This window comes from Pseudomonas sp. B21-059 (assembly GCF_026016285.1).
GTDB lineage: Bacteria > Pseudomonadota > Gammaproteobacteria > Pseudomonadales > Pseudomonadaceae > Aquipseudomonas > Aquipseudomonas danubii.
In genome coordinates, this window is sequence record NZ_CP087201.1 from 5,465,754 (window position 1) to 5,482,333 (window position 16,580).

General features: G+C 54.2%; 14 protein-coding genes. 12 read left to right on the top strand and 2 right to left on the bottom strand.

Annotated features, from left to right (window positions below; translation table 11 throughout):
• Positions 1-28 precede the first annotated feature (28 nt).
• From LOY69_RS24150 to LOY69_RS24170, 5 genes are all read left to right on the top strand, one after another.
• Positions 29-1,309: an N-6 DNA methylase gene (locus LOY69_RS24150; RefSeq protein WP_265073690.1), complete on the top strand. Its 1,281-nt coding sequence runs from the start codon at positions 29-31 to the stop codon at positions 1,307-1,309.
• Entirely contained in the window at positions 1,306-3,576 is a 2,271-nt protein-coding gene (locus LOY69_RS24155; protein WP_265073691.1) for a sensor histidine kinase, read from the top strand. Before LOY69_RS24150 ends, LOY69_RS24155 begins: the two co-directional genes overlap by 4 nt.
• A gap of 4 nt (positions 3,577-3,580) precedes the next feature.
• On the top strand, positions 3,581-4,222 hold the full coding sequence (locus LOY69_RS24160; RefSeq protein WP_265073692.1) for a hypothetical protein: 642 nt from the start codon (positions 3,581-3,583) through the stop codon (positions 4,220-4,222).
• Positions 4,223-4,873, top strand: coding sequence for an HNH endonuclease (locus LOY69_RS24165; RefSeq protein WP_265073693.1), 651 nt, complete (start codon positions 4,223-4,225; stop codon positions 4,871-4,873).
• 195 nt (positions 4,874-5,068) lie between these two features.
• Positions 5,069-5,968: an HNH endonuclease gene (locus tag LOY69_RS24170; RefSeq protein ID WP_265073694.1), complete on the top strand. Its 900-nt coding sequence runs from the start codon at positions 5,069-5,071 to the stop codon at positions 5,966-5,968.
• Positions 5,969-6,163: 195 nt separating this feature from the next.
• On the opposite strand, the gene LOY69_RS24175 is transcribed toward LOY69_RS24170, so the two are convergent.
• Entirely contained in the window at positions 6,164-6,631 is a 468-nt protein-coding gene (locus tag LOY69_RS24175) for a hypothetical protein (protein WP_102880822.1), read from the bottom strand.
• Between the two features lie 105 nt (positions 6,632-6,736).
• A complete protein-coding gene (locus LOY69_RS24180) occupies positions 6,737-7,621 on the bottom strand; it encodes a LysR substrate-binding domain-containing protein (protein ID WP_102860386.1) in 885 nt (294 codons plus the stop codon).
• A 104-nt stretch (positions 7,622-7,725) separates the two neighbouring features.
• Here LOY69_RS24180 and LOY69_RS24185 point away from each other — a divergent pair, with 104 nt between their 5' ends.
• The 7 genes from LOY69_RS24185 to LOY69_RS24215 all read left to right on the top strand — a co-directional run bounded on the left by LOY69_RS24185 (position 7,726) and on the right by LOY69_RS24215 (position 16,396).
• Entirely contained in the window at positions 7,726-8,970 is a 1,245-nt protein-coding gene (locus LOY69_RS24185) for an MFS transporter (protein WP_102880824.1), read from the top strand.
• A gap of 140 nt (positions 8,971-9,110) precedes the next feature.
• Entirely contained in the window at positions 9,111-10,112 is a 1,002-nt protein-coding gene (locus tag LOY69_RS24190; RefSeq protein WP_265073695.1) for a taurine catabolism dioxygenase TauD, read from the top strand.
• Positions 10,113-10,167: 55 nt separating this feature from the next.
• Positions 10,168-11,343, top strand: coding sequence for a pyridoxal phosphate-dependent aminotransferase (locus tag LOY69_RS24195; RefSeq protein ID WP_265073696.1), 1,176 nt, complete (start codon positions 10,168-10,170; stop codon positions 11,341-11,343).
• Positions 11,344-11,387: 44 nt separating this feature from the next.
• Positions 11,388-13,292, top strand: coding sequence for an FAD/NAD(P)-binding protein (locus LOY69_RS24200; RefSeq protein WP_253084919.1), 1,905 nt, complete (start codon positions 11,388-11,390; stop codon positions 13,290-13,292).
• Between the two features lie 28 nt (positions 13,293-13,320).
• Positions 13,321-13,911: a cysteine hydrolase family protein gene (locus LOY69_RS24205; RefSeq protein ID WP_181430852.1), complete on the top strand. Its 591-nt coding sequence runs from the start codon at positions 13,321-13,323 to the stop codon at positions 13,909-13,911.
• 13 nt (positions 13,912-13,924) lie between these two features.
• Positions 13,925-14,350: a cupin domain-containing protein gene (locus tag LOY69_RS24210; RefSeq protein ID WP_102860381.1), complete on the top strand. Its 426-nt coding sequence runs from the start codon at positions 13,925-13,927 to the stop codon at positions 14,348-14,350.
• A gap of 84 nt (positions 14,351-14,434) precedes the next feature.
• Positions 14,435-16,396 (top strand): aconitase family protein, encoded by a 1,962-nt coding sequence (locus LOY69_RS24215; RefSeq protein WP_265074921.1) that lies wholly within the window; start codon positions 14,435-14,437, stop codon positions 16,394-16,396.
• Positions 16,397-16,580 lie beyond the last annotated feature (184 nt).

The window sequence follows — 16,580 nt, forward strand, 5'->3', positions numbered from 1 at the left end:
AACACAGCAGATTCATGATGGGGAACAAATGGAAGGCTTTGCGGAATACAACACAAAACTTGAGCAAGTCTTCCACCTATGGAAAAAAGACGCTAATTCCGAGTTTTCCAATCACAGCAATGTCACAGCAGCCAAAGTAAGAGAGCTGATAGACATTACGACCCTACGCGAGTCCGGGGTCTTTTTTACTAGCGACGCTTTGGCAGAAAAAGCGATAAACTCTTTTAACACACCAATTAATGATAGTGCTCTCGTCGTAGACCCAACATGTGGCTCAGGAAGTCTTTTGGTTGCTGCCTCAAGAAAGCTTTCTGTAATGCCTTTAGCAAGCGAAACTTTAAAGAAGTGGGGTAACCAGCTGTGCGGAATTGATTTATTTCCAGAGTTTGTATACTGCACCAAGCTGAGACTAGTACTAGAAAGCTTAGTAAGAGGAGCTAAAGCAGATAAAAGTTTATCTGAACTTTTGAACCTGCTAACCAACATTCACACCGGCGACTGTTTAAACAACACCGCGCTTATCGCAAAGGCCACACACCTTGCTCTAAACCCTCCTTACAACAACTCGAAGACAGTAGCAAAATACAGTTGGGCCAATGGAAAGATAAACAACGCTGCCATTTACTATTATGAGCTATCACTTTCTTTAAAGGATGGTTGTTCGATTTCGGCCATTCTGCCTGATGTGTTAAGAAGCGGAAGTAGGTTTGAAGCATGGCGTAACACTGTCGAGCCCGCACTCAAAACATCCAAAGTGTCCGTCGAAGGCAGATTCGACAAACAAACTGATATCGATATTTTCATACTCAATGGATTAGTTGACCGCAAAGGCTCAAACAAAGTTGAATGGCAGACAGCGGCAACATTATGCATCGGCGACGCCCCTAAAATTCGAGATTTTTTTGAAGTTGCAGTTGGAGCCGTCGTGCCGTACAGAGACCCTCATGAAGGTAAAACGTACGCATACATTCACCCAAAAACACTTCCACGGTGGGGAGAGATAAGTAAGATCCCGGAAAGCCGAAAATTTCTAGGTAGAGTTTTCCAACCACCCTTCGTTGCTGTTAGAAGAACATCTGGACCTAGAGACAAACATCGAGCCGTACCGACTCTAGTGCTAGGTAAAAGATTAGTCGCAGTCGAAAACCATCTAATAGTATTAACACCAAAGAATGGGAGCTTAGATAGGTGCCGCGAGCTTTCAGAATTACTCAAAGAAAACCATATCAATGAGTTTCTGAACAATAGAATTCGATGCCGCCACTTAACAGTATCGGCAATATCAGAAATACCATGGAGGTTTGAATGAAAGAATTGTTAGATGAGCTGCCTTTTGAGATCGCGGCTCGCTTACCTATTCAGCTCGGACGGCAAAGCATATCGAGCTCTATGGTTGCTATTTCTGAACTCATTAAAAACTCTTACGATGCCGACTCTAAAAAAGTACGACTTACATTCACTAATTCTAAAGACGGCCTTCCATCCCTAATAATCGAAGATGATGGGGAAGGCATGTCTTACGAGGATGTAAAAGAAAATTGGCTAATTATCGGAACAAGTCATAAGACACATCAAGACATCTCGGGAAAGGACAGAATTTATACTGGTGCAAAAGGGCTTGGCCGACTTGGAGCAGATAGGCTCTGTAGAACTTTAGTTCTGCAGACCAAGCAAGAAAGTGACCAAACCGCACTGGAGCTTCAAATAGAATGGGAGGCATATGAAAATGCAGAAAAGCCTCTTTCACAGATAAAGCACAAGCTCTATAAACATACCAGCCAAATTCAAGACACCCATGGAAAATTTCCGGACAATGAAAAAAACTCCGGCACGCGAGTTATACTACAAGGATTAAAAGACGACTGGAATTTGAGTCTTTTAACAGACCTAAAAAAAGAGCTATCACTTTTAATCTCTCCATTCGACGAAACTAACGATTTCTCAATCTCAATTAAATCGGATTTCCCTGATATAAACGGAAACGTCTCAAGCTCGTCTGCGGTTGAGTATGCACGCTGGGTAGTTGATGCCGAGCTTGATGGAGAAATCATTAATGCCAACTTTAGATATTCTGACGGCCGAGAGTTTAAAATTAATTCAGAAGAGTGGAGGAACTGGATTAAGGATCGGCCGCCGGTACCAAGCTCTGGTCCTCTGAAACTCAAAATGTACTTTATCCCATGGGATGCACCTGGCCTAAAGAACGTGGACTTTACTAAGCGTAATTGGCGGGAGTTCATGAATGCGAACCAAGGAATACGCATCTATCGAGATAGATTCAGAGTACGTCCTTATGGCGAGCCCACCGGTAAAGGCGATTGGCTAGATCTTGGTATTCGTCGCGCACGCAGTCCTGGCGGGGTCAAACAAGGTGGCTGGAAAGTGGGGCCGCACCAAATTATTGGCGCAGTATTCATCGGTAGAAAGACCAATCCTCTCCTGGAAGATCAAACAAATCGTGAGGGGATCGTTGAGTCAGAAGCATTTTATGACATGCGTGCTTTTTGCGTAAAAATCATTGATCGATTTGAGTTGTACGCTCATCAAATAGCCCGAGAAGAAGATGATGGGTCTGATACAGAAGAAAAAAAACTGCTTGCTAAAAAAGCTATCGCGGACACAACAAAGGTAGTTGAAGAACTTAAAGAGTCAATCTCTAAGAATCTGCAAGAGACCGTTGATACTGGTGAGCAGAAAGATATCAGCGTCAATGAGCCTGAAACTCTAATGATTAGAATTTCCGAGGTGGAATCCAGATTGGCAGAGGCTGCTGCCCGATCAAATGAGCTGGAAATTCACTTAGAGAAAAAGGCTGAGGAGTTAGAGCATGAAAAGGACACCTTAGCTAACCTAGCGTCGCTGGGAATTCTTACGGTCTGTTTCGGACATGAAGCAAAAGAATTTACAAACCTTTCATTAGTTAACGCAAAAAATCTTAAGGACAGTTTCGAAAAAGGCATTTTCATGCTGACGCCTCCTTATGACGAAGAGTTCTCAAACTGCCTAAAAACGATAATTTCAAGCACAGGCTTCGTAAGGAACTTTGCATCTTTTGCCTTGGGAAACATTAAACCGGACAAAAGAAAGCGCAGGGCCGTTGATATTGGTGACGTAGCGTCAGGCGTATTCAAAGCCTTAAGCGCGTCATTAGATAGGCAAAACATTGAGACAAGCGTTACTTGCGAGACTAAAAGAAAAATTATTGCCTTTGAAATAGATCTAGAGAGCATATTTGTCAACCTCATATCGAACTCTATATGGGCACTCAAAAAAACCGCAGTAGGTGAACGTTTCATATCCGTTAACATTCACGAAAAAGATGATCACATAACTATTAGCTTTGCTGATAGCGGCTTTGGACTAGAGTCTGGATCAGAAGAGCAAATCTTCCAACCAATGTATAGCACTCGACTCGATAGAAAGGGCTCAGTAGAAGGCACAGGCATGGGGCTTTCCATTGTAAAAAGTTTTGTTGACAACCATACAGGTGGGAATATCTCCGCAATACCAAAAGGAAGACTTGGCGGAGCAGAATTTATAATCAACATACCATTGAACACAAACAACAAGGCCTGACTTCATGGAAAAGAATGTTGTGCTATATATTGATGAGGAGCAAATCGCTCTAGACTCCTATGGCCGAGAACTAAGAAAAAATTTACCTCCAGAACTAGAGATCATTTGCACCCTACCTGAGCCCACACTTCCTTTAATGCTGAAGTTCATTTGCAGCATGCGCCCTCGTATTGCTTCCATCGTCGTCGATGAACACCTTGAGGTCGCAGGAACTGCTGATTATATCGGGAGCCAATTAGCGGACGCATACAGACAACTTGACAGCAAAATCCCTATATATATTCTCAGCAATCACCCAGATGAAATAGATGACAACCTAGAAAGTGTTGAGTACATATTAAGCAAGGATGACTTTGCTGACGGAGGTCCAGCGCTTGAAAGCGCCATCAAACGTATGGTCCGCCACATCAACGCTTACGAGCAAATTGTAAATGAGCGCGAACAGCGATTTGTAGTTTTATTAAAAAAATATGTTTTATCTGAAATTTCAACAGAAGAAGCAAAAGAGCTAAACGAGTTAAAATTCTGGCGAGAAGCTCCCGCAGCCATCGAGGAGTCGACCATGACCCTAGAGCTCAAAAGAAAACTAGACGAACAGGAATACACATTAAACAATATAGAAAAACTACTTTTGGGTAAAAAATAGATGTTCTACCCCATACTCACTCGTCGACCTATTTATTCAAAAAAAAATGACGGCAATTATTACGCGGATTATCGCCATTACTTCACGGAAATAAAAGAAGACTGCCAAGAACGCTGTGTTTATTGCGACGCACTGCTTTCAGAACACGGGAATGAAGGTTTTCACATCGATCATTTCAGACCATACGTGCATTTTGCAGAGTTAAAGAACGATCCAAACAATTTAGTTTTAGCCTGCTCTAAATGCAATGTATGGAAATCAAAAAACTGGCCAACAAACATGTACTTCCATGTACATGCATCCCACGACGGCAGCATTGGCTTTATTGACCCGTTCCAAGAACCATTATCCAATCACTTCAGCGTAGAACCCTCAGGAAAGCTTTTAACAACTGGAGCAGTCGCGAAATACATGCTCGAACTCCTACACCTTAATAGAGAATCAAGAATTCAGTTAAGGAGAAAGAGAGCAGTCCTTCACAAGGCAATGCAGCTCAATGAAGTTGTCGACCAAGAACTAAAAGAATTAGTTGAATACATGCAGACAGATGACTTTGACCGAGATACCGCGAGAAACATGGCCAGCTCACTACGCAAAGTGAAAAACTTGTTAACTGACGCTTTAAATATGCTTCACAAAAGAGCTACGTAGTGTTACGCACACGAAAAAAAAGTAGGATGCGTCAGGTCTCATATGCCTGTTGCTGCACTACTCTATCTGCAGGAAAAGCATCACCTCCGGCCTACTCATCAACTGCTACCTGGTATTTCATGAATGGAACCGTCATCCCAGAAGCGCGCTTTTCGTACCCCTGAAAGTATCCAAGCCGAACGGGAAACCCGAGGAATGCTCAAACCATTTCTAGAAGGTAGGAGGTTCACCGAGGTTACTGACCGCCGTAAAGGGCACTCTCAATTGCTCACCGCCACCAGTCCTGAAGGTGTGAAGTTCTGCGCTCGGGTCAGATTGTGTTGGCGCTGGGAGGATCAACCGGAAAAATACTCTGCTGCACAGTTACGCGCGCGGTTAATCGATGGCGATTGGGATTTAACAATCGCTGAGCTAGTTGGTCGCGAAGCTCCCCAGGGGGTGACGCATTCGCTGCTGGTGCAGCGCTACAAAAGTGATATCAGGTTTGCTGCTTTGATACCTGTGAGTGCCATGACTGGCATCATCAACGAGCAGAAAAGAGTCAGCGCTAATCTCATCGCGGCGGGAAAATTAGGACGTCAAAAGAAAAATCATGCGGTCAATGGTGATAGTCCAACGATGTGGCTGATGGACAACCGCTCTGAGGAGGGACATCAAGTCTCTGATATTCTATGGCGATGGGATGGAGTGGAGGACATCGCCAAGCGACCACTCACCACTGATCTCTTAGGGTTTATTGACGACACCTTCAGTGATGTTGCTGGGCTCGATTTATCGCTGTTCGGTCGCGACGAAGCTTCACGTTATCAATCCACGGTATCTCGGATAGCTAGAGATCCCAGCGTTCGAAAAGCTGTAATTGAACGTTGCAACGGACGTTGTGAGCGTCCTGGATGTGGAGCAAGCCGCTCCTACTCTGGTTTCCTTGATGTACACCACATATTGGGTGCTGAGATAAGCGATCGCGTGGCCAACTGTGTTGCCCTTTGCCCAAATTGCCACCGAGATGCACATTTTTCATCGGATCGACAAAAGTTGAATGACTCGCTGCTGCTGGTAGCTCAGAATCATCCTGAGGCCGTATATACGATTTAACGGATCGTCAGTAGTAGAAGCGGTGTATCCCCGCTTGTATCCCTTTAGCAATATATACTCTGAAGACCACAGATTATATGGCGCAGTCGAGTCTCCCTCGGGGCACCAAGTACATATCTCAAGATGCCGCTCAATGCATCTTGAACTCAAAAAAACCGGCCACTTGAGCCGGTTTTTTTGTGCCTGTTCGAACCCTCACTCGCTCTGAATCGGCCCCTTGGTTCCGGCATCGGTATCCATCCACACATCTTCATTCTTCAGGCGTCGATCACCTTGAATGGTGAACAGCAGCGTGCCCTGACGAAATTGCAGGGCGCCATCCGTGCGCTTGGCTTTGACCTCTTTGCCGTTCACCCACACATGCTCTTTGGCATCAATACGAATGGTGGCGACTGTCGCGCCAGTATCGCTTTTGGCCGTCCACTGTCCGGCGTAGGGGGTTTGTTCCTTGGCGCTGTCAGCAGCGGCGGCGGGTGTGTAAGGGTCGGCAAATCCGGCCTTGGCGTTTTCCGCCTTGCTCTTGTGGATATCGCATCCCTGAAGCTCGGTCATTTGGGTACAGCCCGATTGCTCAAGCTGCTGGCGATACTTTTCATTGATGGCATGGGCCGGGGACTGGACGAACAGCAAAGCCATCAGTGCCGGCCAAACGAACTTGTTCATTGTGTGCTCTCTTCTGATCAAATCTCTGTGCTTAACAATAGTCCGGCTGCAAACACCTGTTAGGCAAAATCGGTCTGGCAAGGCTTGTGCTCAAGCCGTCCCTCGTCAGTAAACAATCTCACTGCGGATGGCCTGTATCACGATGTTCGACAGCCGTTCGGTCAGCGGGTCCGGGGTTGCCTCGCGGCGATGCAACGTGAGGGCTATCGAGGGCAAGGCTGGCAAGCCGCGGTCGCCGGCCTGCAGCAGCTCGGTGCCTGGCTGCAGGCCCAGGGCCGTACGAATGGTGTAGCCCAAGCCGGCTTCGGTCGCCGCGGATAGGCCATTGAGGCTGGAGCTGGTGAACGACAGCAACCAGGGAATCCCTTCGCGGTTGAGCGCTTCGGTGGCCATCGAATGAAAAGGACAAGGCGCGTCGAACGCGATGATCGGCAACGGTGTTCCCGACTCGGCGCGCCAGTCGAGGTACTGGTGCGATGAGCCGATCCACTGCATGGGCAGGTCCGCCACCACTTCCTGATACCCGGTGGTCCGCTCTGCCCCCCAGGCCACGGCGAGATCCAGGGAGCCGTTTTCGATGCGGCTGAGCAGATCGCCATTGCGCGCGATGCGGGCTTCGACCCGAACATCGGGATGGGCCCTGGCGAAGCGGCCCAGCACCGTGGGCAGGAAGCTGCCCAGGTCTTCCTGAAGCCCCAGACGCACCCAGCCTTTGAGCTTGAGCTCAGACACCGCGGTGATGGTTTCATCGTTGAGGCTTAAAAGCCGCCGGGAGTAATTCAGTAGCACTTCCCCGGTGTCCGTGAGTGCCAGCCTGCGACCGGCCTTCTTGAACAAGGGCGAACCCGCCTGGGCTTCGAGTTTCTTCAACTGGGCGCTGATGGCCGATGTCGAACGAGCGAGCTTTTGCGCCGCCTTGGCAAAACTGCCCAATTCGACCCCTGTGACGAAACTGCGCATGACATCCAAATCGAAATTTACTGGTCTCATGACAATCCTGTTTTTTGGGACTAACACGCAAAATTATTTGATATTCGAGACGATACTCCCATGAGAGTCTTTTGCCCCACAACTATTTAACTAGTGGGATTCTTATGCCTGTAGATAACGGTCACCGTTGGAAAGTGCTCGGCGTCGGCGTTGCGGCCAACGCCAGCTTTTCCAGTGTGGTGGGTGGACTGCCCGCTACAGCGGTCTATATGCGCGCCACCTATCAGCTGGACAACGCTGAGCTGGGGCTGGTCCTGGGGGTGCTCGGACTGGGCATCGCCATCAGCGAAATTCCCTGGGGCCTTCTGACCGATCGCTGGGGGGATCGTCCGGTTCTGCTGACCGGGCTTTTGACCTCCGGCATCGCCTTGCTGATCCTGGCCATGCTGGCCTTTTATGCCCCCACGGTGGTCCTGCTGGCGGCGGGGCTGTTCACCGTGGGCCTGCTGGGCAGCAGCGTCAACGGCGCCAGCGGCCGGGCCATCATGGCCTGGTTCAAGGAAGGCGAGCGCGGGCTGGCCATGAGCATCCGGCAAACCGCTGTACCCGGGGGTTATGCCTTGGGCGCGGTGGTGTTGCCCTATCTGGCTCATACCTACGGTTTTATCGAAGTATTCACGGCATCGGCGCTGTTCTGCCTGGTGGCCGCCCTCTTTGCCTGGTTATGGCTGTATGAGCCGGACTTCTCCAGCAGCGCGGCAAAAAAACAGAGCCTGGAGAGCAGCAACAGCCCCTTGAAAGACCCGAGGATCTGGCGAATCGTCCTGGCCATCGGCCTGCTCTGCGCCCCGCAATTTGCCATTCTCACTTATGCGGCGGTGTTCTTTCATGACTTCGGCAACATCAACATCACCCTGGTTTCCGCGACTCTGGCAGTCATCCAGATTGGCGCGATCGTCAGCAGGATCTGGAGCGGACGCTGGACCGACAAAAACAAGAACCGCCGCAGCTACCTCAAGGCCTGCGCCTGGTTGAGCACCCTGACCTTCCTGGCCTTGAGCGGGACGGTATCGGCCGCCAGCTTCTATGGCATCAGCCAAACCCCGCTGGCCAGCGCCGTGATCATCGGTGTGATGGTCGTCGCCGGGATCAGCGTGTCCGCCTGGCACGGTGTTGCCTACACCGAACTGGCCACACTGGCCGGCGCCAGTCGCGCCGGTACCGCCCTGGCCATGGGCAATACCTGCGTGTTTGTGGTGCTGTTCGCGACCCCCATCGCGGCCTCCGCCCTGATGACTCATTTTTCCTGGAGCCTGGTGTGGTTGGCAGCCGCCTTCTGCGCCCTGTTGACCGTACCGCTGTTTCCTCGTGTTGAAAAAAACTACGCGCTGGAACTTGGCTCGGCTTGAAGTTGCTGTTCATAAAAGTTTCACAACTATAACGCGTGCCATACAACTTTAAGAACGGCACGCGTCGCGCACTGACTTATATACGCCAACTGCCTAACCATTCGATTAACTAGTCCGATCTTATTCCATGGAGGAAACCAATGATCCCGCTATTTATTTTTGAAGCCGGTGAAAAGTCGCAACTACTGAGTCTTCTTGAACAAGTCCAGCTATCGCCCTACAAGAACTACAGCGACTTCTCAGAAGCAATAAAAGAGCTGCACTCCCAGGTTCCACAGCGTTTTGTAAAGGCCTGCCAACTCATCAGCGATGAACGCGCTCGCCATCAGCAGAAGATCCACGTGATCCGCAACTGCCCCATGGACCAAGTCATCCCCGAGTTGGACCCGGACGATCCAGTCAGTGACAAACACCTGAAAAAGAACAAGTTCATCAGCGAAGCCTTTCTCGAACTGTTCGCCCAACTGACAGACACTCCGCTGCTGTCCTACGAAACCAGAAACCAGGGTGACTTCTTTACCGATGTCATCGCGATCAAGAAATACAGCGGACAACTCACCGGCTTCAGCGACAGCGAACTGGTGTTTCACAATGACCGCACCGCCCATAAAGTCCGGGCCGACTACATCACCCTGCTGGGCATGCGCTGCCCCGATGATGACCTGATCTACACCGGCTACATCGACGGCGCGGACATCGTGAACAACCTGGAACCCAAGCACATCGCCTACTTGCGTGAACCACACTTCTATACGGTTTTCGATGTCTTCTCACGGGACATGAACAAACAACTGAGCACCTCCGAGAAACACCCGATCCTGAGTAACCTTCACTCCATTCGCTTCCTCGACACCATGACCTGCGTGGCTGAAGAAGCACCGCTCGAAGCGCGGGATGCCTTCATTGCTTTCAAAAGTGCAATGACCCGCTCTCAATGCAAGCGCCACCGCATTCTCACCGGCGACCTGCTGACGTTCGCCAATCAGGATGGCCTGCATAACCGGGAAAAGATCGACATCCTCAATCCTGAGAGTGCCGCTGCGCGCTGGCTGTTGAAGACCTATGCCTTCAAGGACTCCCGCACTGCCGAAAGTTACGAAGCGTACTGGGCCAATAACCGGGCCGGCTGCGTCATCGACTAAGTTCACCGCTAAAACAATAACTTCATTATCAGCATGACCAGTCAGGGTGATTTAAATGCGCCTACACGCATTCTCCAAACGGGTTGAAAACCTTGAGCTTTCGGAAACTTACGCCATTTTGGATATGGTGCGCAGCCTGCGTGAGCAGGGGGAAGATATCGTCGATCTCGGCGGTGGTGAACCTGACTTCAGGACGCCCAATCATGTCGTAGATGCTGCCGTTGAAGCACTGTCAGACGGTGACACTCATTACACACCCAGCCGTGGCACCAAGGCACTGCTGGACGCCGTAGCCCATAAATACAAGACCGAACATGGGCTCGATCTGGCCGCCGACAAGAACATCATTGTCACGCCATCGGCAAAGCACGCGCTGTTCATCACATTGATGACCTTGCTGGACCAGGGCGATGAAATCATCATCCCAACCCCCAGCTGGGTGAGCTACAAGGCCATGGCGGCCATGGCCGGTGCCACCGTCAAGGCCGTGCCGCTGGACGGCAAAAACGGCTTCATGCTCGAAGCCGACGCCCTGGAACAGGCGATCACGCCACGCACCAAAGCCATTCTGATCAACAACCCCAACAACCCCACCGGCCGCGTGCTGACCCGCGAAGAGGTCACCGGGGTGGTGCAGGTGGCGTTGAAACACGGGCTGTACATCATTTCCGATGAGATCTACGAAAAGGTCATCTACGGCCAGGCCCGCCATATCAGCATCGCCAGCATCGAAGGCGCCCAGGACATCACCGTTACCATCAGCGGCTTTTCCAAAGCCTACGCGATGACCGGATGGCGCCTGGGGTACGTCGTCAGTTGCGAGCGCATTTCCAGTGAGCTGCTCAAGGTCCATCAGCACACCGTCGGCTGCGCGGGCTCCTTCATTCAACGCGGCGGCGTTGCGGCCCTCAAAGGTTGCCAACACCGGATAGCCGACATGGTGACCTCCTATCAAAAGCGCCGCGACCGGCTGATTGAAGGCCTTCAGAGCATTGCCGGCATCCAGTGCGTAGCCCCCGAGGGCGCACTGTATCTGTTTGCCTCCATCGCCGACCTGGGCTTTGAAAACTCCCTGGCGTTTACCCGCTGGCTGCTCAGCACCGCGAAAGTCGCCGTCACCCCAGGCACGGCCTTTGGTGAGGGGGGCGAAGGCTATATCCGACTGTCCTTTGCCGGTAGCGATGAAGCCATAGACGAAGCCATCAGGCGCTTTCATCAAGCCTTCAAATAATTGCCCGCCCTTTGAACCGTCATCACATACAAACAGGAGTCAGTATGTCTCTGCGACACATCACGCCTTCGTCGCCTGCACACCGTATCGCTATCATCGGCAGCGGCCCCCGTGGTCTGTCTGTGCTGGAGCGCCTGGCCGCGCTCATGCTCATGGACGCCCCGCTCAAACAAGTCATGGTCTATCTGATCGACAGCGCGCAAATGGGCTCCGGCCGGGTTTGGCGCACCGATCAACCACGCCACTACGTGATGAATACCGTCGCCGAGGAGGTTTCGTCCTTCTCCGGGCCCTTGGACGACGGCCCGATCAGGCCGGGCGCCGGGCCGTCGCTGGCACAGTGGTGGAGCTCCGTGGACCCGGCCTACCCGGGGCCCAATGCCTATGCGCCGCGCGCGGTACATGGCGAGTACATGCAATTCGTCCTGTCGACCATCGAGGCCAGCTTCACGCCGAACATTTCGCTGCAGCGCGTACCGGCGGTGGTCGTCGATCTGCTCAACGAGGAAAACGTCCAAACCCTGGAGCTGGATAACGGCGCTTTTCTCCAGGTCGACAAGGTGGTCATCGCCACCGGGCACCCAACCCCCGAGTTGATCGGCTGGGAAAGGGAGCTGCAACAGTTCGCCCAGCAGACGACCGGGCTGGAGTTCTTTCGCGGCGACTCCGCAGCCGACATGCCGCTGTCGCGAATCCAGTCTGAGCAGCAGGTGGGGATCGTCGGCCTGGGCCTGGCGTTCCACGACATCGTCGCCGCCCTGACGGTCGGTCGTGGAGGCCGCTTCAGCGTTGTCGACGGTGTCACCACCTACATCCCGTCGCACCGTGAACCCAAGCTGTTCGCCGGCTCCCGCAGCGGCATGCTGATCCCCGCCAGGGGCCGCAACCAGAAAGGCCCGAACTTTCAGTACCAACCGCTGTGCATCACCCGCGACAAGATCGACGCGCTGCAAAAACGCGGTCACATCGAGTTCGCTGCCGAAGTGCTCCCGCTGTTGCTGGTGGAAATCAACATCGTCTACTTCGCCACCGCCATACGGGCCCAGGCGGGGCAGGCAGCCGAACAGCAGTTCAAGCATCGCGTGGCGCAACAGCAACTGTTCTCGTTGCCAGCCCTGGTCGCCGCGGCTGCCGATTTCGGCGTGAGCGACCTTCCGGTCCTGGAACTGGACCGACTGGCCAGGCCGTTCCGCGCCCAAGAGTTCCACAGCCCGGCAGACTTTGCCCTAGCCCTTGATCGGGTGCTGGAAGACGACTTGTGCAGCGCCCGCGAGGGCAACGTCGACAACCCGATGAAAGCCGCCCTGGATACCATTCGCGACACCCGCGCCCTGATCAGGAGCGTGGTGGATTTCGGCCGGCTGACTCCCCGCTCGCATCAAGAAGATTTCCTGCAGTACTACGCCCCTACCAGCCTGTTTCTCACCGCGGGGCCGCCCCTTTACCGCACCGAGCAAATCCGCGCCCTGATCGCTGCGGGGGTACTGACGCTGGTGGGACCTGAAACGGTCTATGGCATCGATACCCAGCACCGCAAGTTCAGCATCGAATCCCCTCGGGTCCGTCACTCCAGGCAATTGATCGATGTGGTCATCGACGGCCGAATCCCTTCGCCGGACTTGCTTCGAGACCCGTCACCGCTGACCAGAAACCTGGTGCGGCGCGGGTACTGGACCAACTACATCAACCAGGGAATCGACGAGGCCTTCGTCACCGGCGGCGTGGCCGTCACCCCCGGTCCTTATCACCCGATCGACCGCGCGGGCCAGCCCATCAAGGGGCTCTACGTCCTGGGCCTGCCTTCCGAGCACACCCGCTGGTTCATGCAGGCCGGCAGTAGCCGCCCGGGCTTCTGGACCGACTTTGCCCAGGATGCCCACTACGTGGCGTCCGATGCACTGCAGTTGGCCTACGCCCAAGCGCCTGTGGCAATCACTGAAGTGGCCTGATCGCCCCCCTCATTTAAAGGAATGAATGATGTCTGCAAACAAAGCACTGCTGGTCATGGACTTCATCAATGAAATTGTCCATCCCGAAGGGGTTTATGCCCGTGAAGGCTATTACCAACAGACCCAGGAACGTCGGGTGCTGGAAAAGGCCGCGTCGGCCCTGAACTACGCCCGCAGCAATCACCTGCCGATCATCTTTATCGTCGTCGGTTTCAACACCCACTATGAAGGTTTCCCCCCGCACTCCCGAGTCTTCGCTCCCGCCAAGGAGCATGGCGTCTTGAAGTTGCAGACCTGGTCGACCCAGGTGCACGACGACCTGCGCCCCCGCGAGGACGAAATCGTGATCGCCAAGAGCCGGGTCAGCCCGTTCTATCAAACCAACCTGGAATTGATACTCCGCACCCAAGGCATTGAAGAGTTGGTACTGACGGGGGTGTCGACCGAACACGTCATCCTCGCCACCACCCTCGACGGGCATGACAGGGACTTCAAGATCACCGTTCTCGAAGATGCCTGCGCGGCGGTGACCCAGGAGCGTCACCTGGCGGCGATAGAAAGAATCTCCCGCACAGCGAACATCAGCTCGACCTTCAGCTTCATCACCTCCTCTCTATAACAGGCGCACATCCATGAACCCGACAGTTTTCAATCTGCTGAATGTATCCAGCGAGCCGGATTCGATCCAATGGTCGACTCATCAACAACTGGGTCGCAGCGGCGCCAGCATTCACACGCTGTTCGAGTGCCAGGAGAGTGCCCAGCGCATTGCCCTGATCCGTTGCGAAGCCGGCGCCAGCGCCCAATCTCACCACCACCACGGCCATGAAACCTTTCTGATCCTCGACGGTGACTTTGAGGATGAAAACGGGATTTACCTCAAGGGCGACCTGGTGATTTACCCGCCAGGCAGCACCCACGCCTGGAAGTCCTCCAAGGGCGCGTTGATCTATGCCACCTGGGGAGGCGCCGTGACCGCGAAACCAGCGCCAGCCGCCGAGGCCGCCAAGCATGCCGCCTACGACAACAGCGTCTATGACGGTCGGCACTTGATCTGAAACCGTCGGCCATTTCTTTTGGGGTAAATCATGGGTTTCAAGCTTGACGCAAAGCTGCTTTTTCTAAGCAGCGATCCTTTGAAAGTGTCACGGCAGTTGGGGGGGCAAACACTGACCCTCGAGGAGGCACAGCCCCTGCGCGATGACATTTCAACGGATGAAATAACGCCGATTCCGGTGCTGGCTTTCTTTGACCAGCGGCTGGGTTCATACCCCTATGTCGGCCTCAAGACGGGCCCGGTGCTGCCTATCGGCAAGGACGATGTCGCCTCCGGAGGCTTTACAGTGAGCGTGGCGGGCACCCGCTACGGCAAAGGTTCTTCCCGCGAGCACAGCCCGCTGGCGGAGAAAAAAGCCGGCATACGCCTGGTCATCGCCGAAAGCTTCGAGCGCATCTACCGACAGAACGCCGACAACATCGGGCTGCTGACCTCCACCGACTTGTCCTTGGTGCCGCGCTTGCAGGCTGGCGAGGAGCTGGCGCTGGAGGAGCTGATCGGCAACAGGGATGCGCTGTCCACGGCCATTCTGCGCAGCGGCGGGCTGCTCAACTACGGGCGCGAGCATTTGCGTCAGCAGCCGGACCAGCCCGCAGAAGCATCGCCGCAGCAGCCCAGCGGGCCCCTGACTTTTGCCGAGAAGATCATTCATCGGCATTTGCTCAAGGCCCCCGGCGCCGAACGCGTCGAGCAGGGCGCCGGCATTCTGCTGAAGGCCGACTGGCGCTTTATCCACGAGTACTACACCGGGCTTTGCGCCCATTTGCTCCACGATGCCTTCGGCGAACGCTTCTCTGTGTACCAACCGGAATCGATCCTGGCGTTTGAGGACCACTTGTCCTACAAACACCGCAGCCCGGCGCACCTGCAACAGAGCCTGGTGGGCGAACTCGATGGTTTGTCTCAAGCCCATCGGGACTTCGTCGCCAAGCATCGACTCAGCGCCCACGGCTATCTGCCGGCGGAAGGCAGCGAGGGCATCTCCCACGCGATGATGGCCGAGCACTATGCCCTGCCCGGACAAGTCGTGGTCGGCACCGACTCCCATACCCCCCACAGCGGCGCACTCGGCTGCCTGGCGTTTGGCGTGGGCACCACCGACATGGCCAACGCCTTCATGACCGGCTCGGTCAGGACCGTGTATCCACAGGTGCTGCGCATTTCCCTGGTCGGCCGCTTGTCCACCGACGTGACCGCCAAGGACCTGGTGCTGGCCCTGCTGGCCGATAGCCGGATCAAAGCCGGCCACGGCGTCGGCAAGATCTTCGAATTCGGTGGCCCGGCCCTGGCGTTCCTGTCCACCGACGAACGCACCACCCTCACCAACATGACTGCGGAGCTGGGTGGTTTCAGCGGGATCGTCGTGCCCGATCAGGAGACCGTTCGTTTTCTCAAGGAGCGACGCCAGCTCGACTTCGTGCTCGAACCCTGGATGACCAGCGACCCCGAGGCGAAGTACGCCGACACGATCGTCCTCGACTGCGATCAGATCCTGCCGATGATTGCCGCTCCGGGCGACCCCGGCAACGGACAGCGCCTCACCGACCTGACCAAGCGGGTCAGGGTCGATATCGCCTATGGCGGTTCCTGCACCGCCGGCAAGCGCGATGACTTCGATCATTATTTCGAGGTGATCAACTGGGCGCTGGAAAACGACCTGCGGCTGCATCCCGAGGTCAAACTCTATTTGCAGTTCGGCACCGTGGATGTTCGCGACTACTGCGAGGAGCAGGGTTACCTGCCGGCCTTCGAAACCTTTGGCGCGCAACTGCTGCAGCCGGCCTGCGGCGCCTGCGCCAACTGCGGCCCTGGTTCATCGACCCACCAGGAGCAGGTCACCGTCAGCGCCATCAACCGGAATTTTCCGGGGCGCTCCGGTCCAGGTCAGGTCTGGCTGGCCAGCCCGCCGACCGTGGTCGCCAGCGCCATTGCCGGTTACATCACCTCGTTCGGCGCCCTGCAAACCCGACACAGTGCCGCCACCTCGGCAGCCTCCAAGCCCGGCCAGCGCGATCCCGCGGACCGGCGACCGGCTCTGGTTCACTGAAAACGACAGGAGGCGGATTGATATCCGCCGTCCTTTCACCGCTGCGCGCACCAAGATCCTGCGGCGCCATCGTCAGCCGTTATGGCCAGCGCCCCAGGTCAGATAGCTCCCGAATGAGCCGCCGAAAAAATCTCAACTGATTACCGACTTTTCCTTATTACAAACTTGATCGAGATCAACGGCC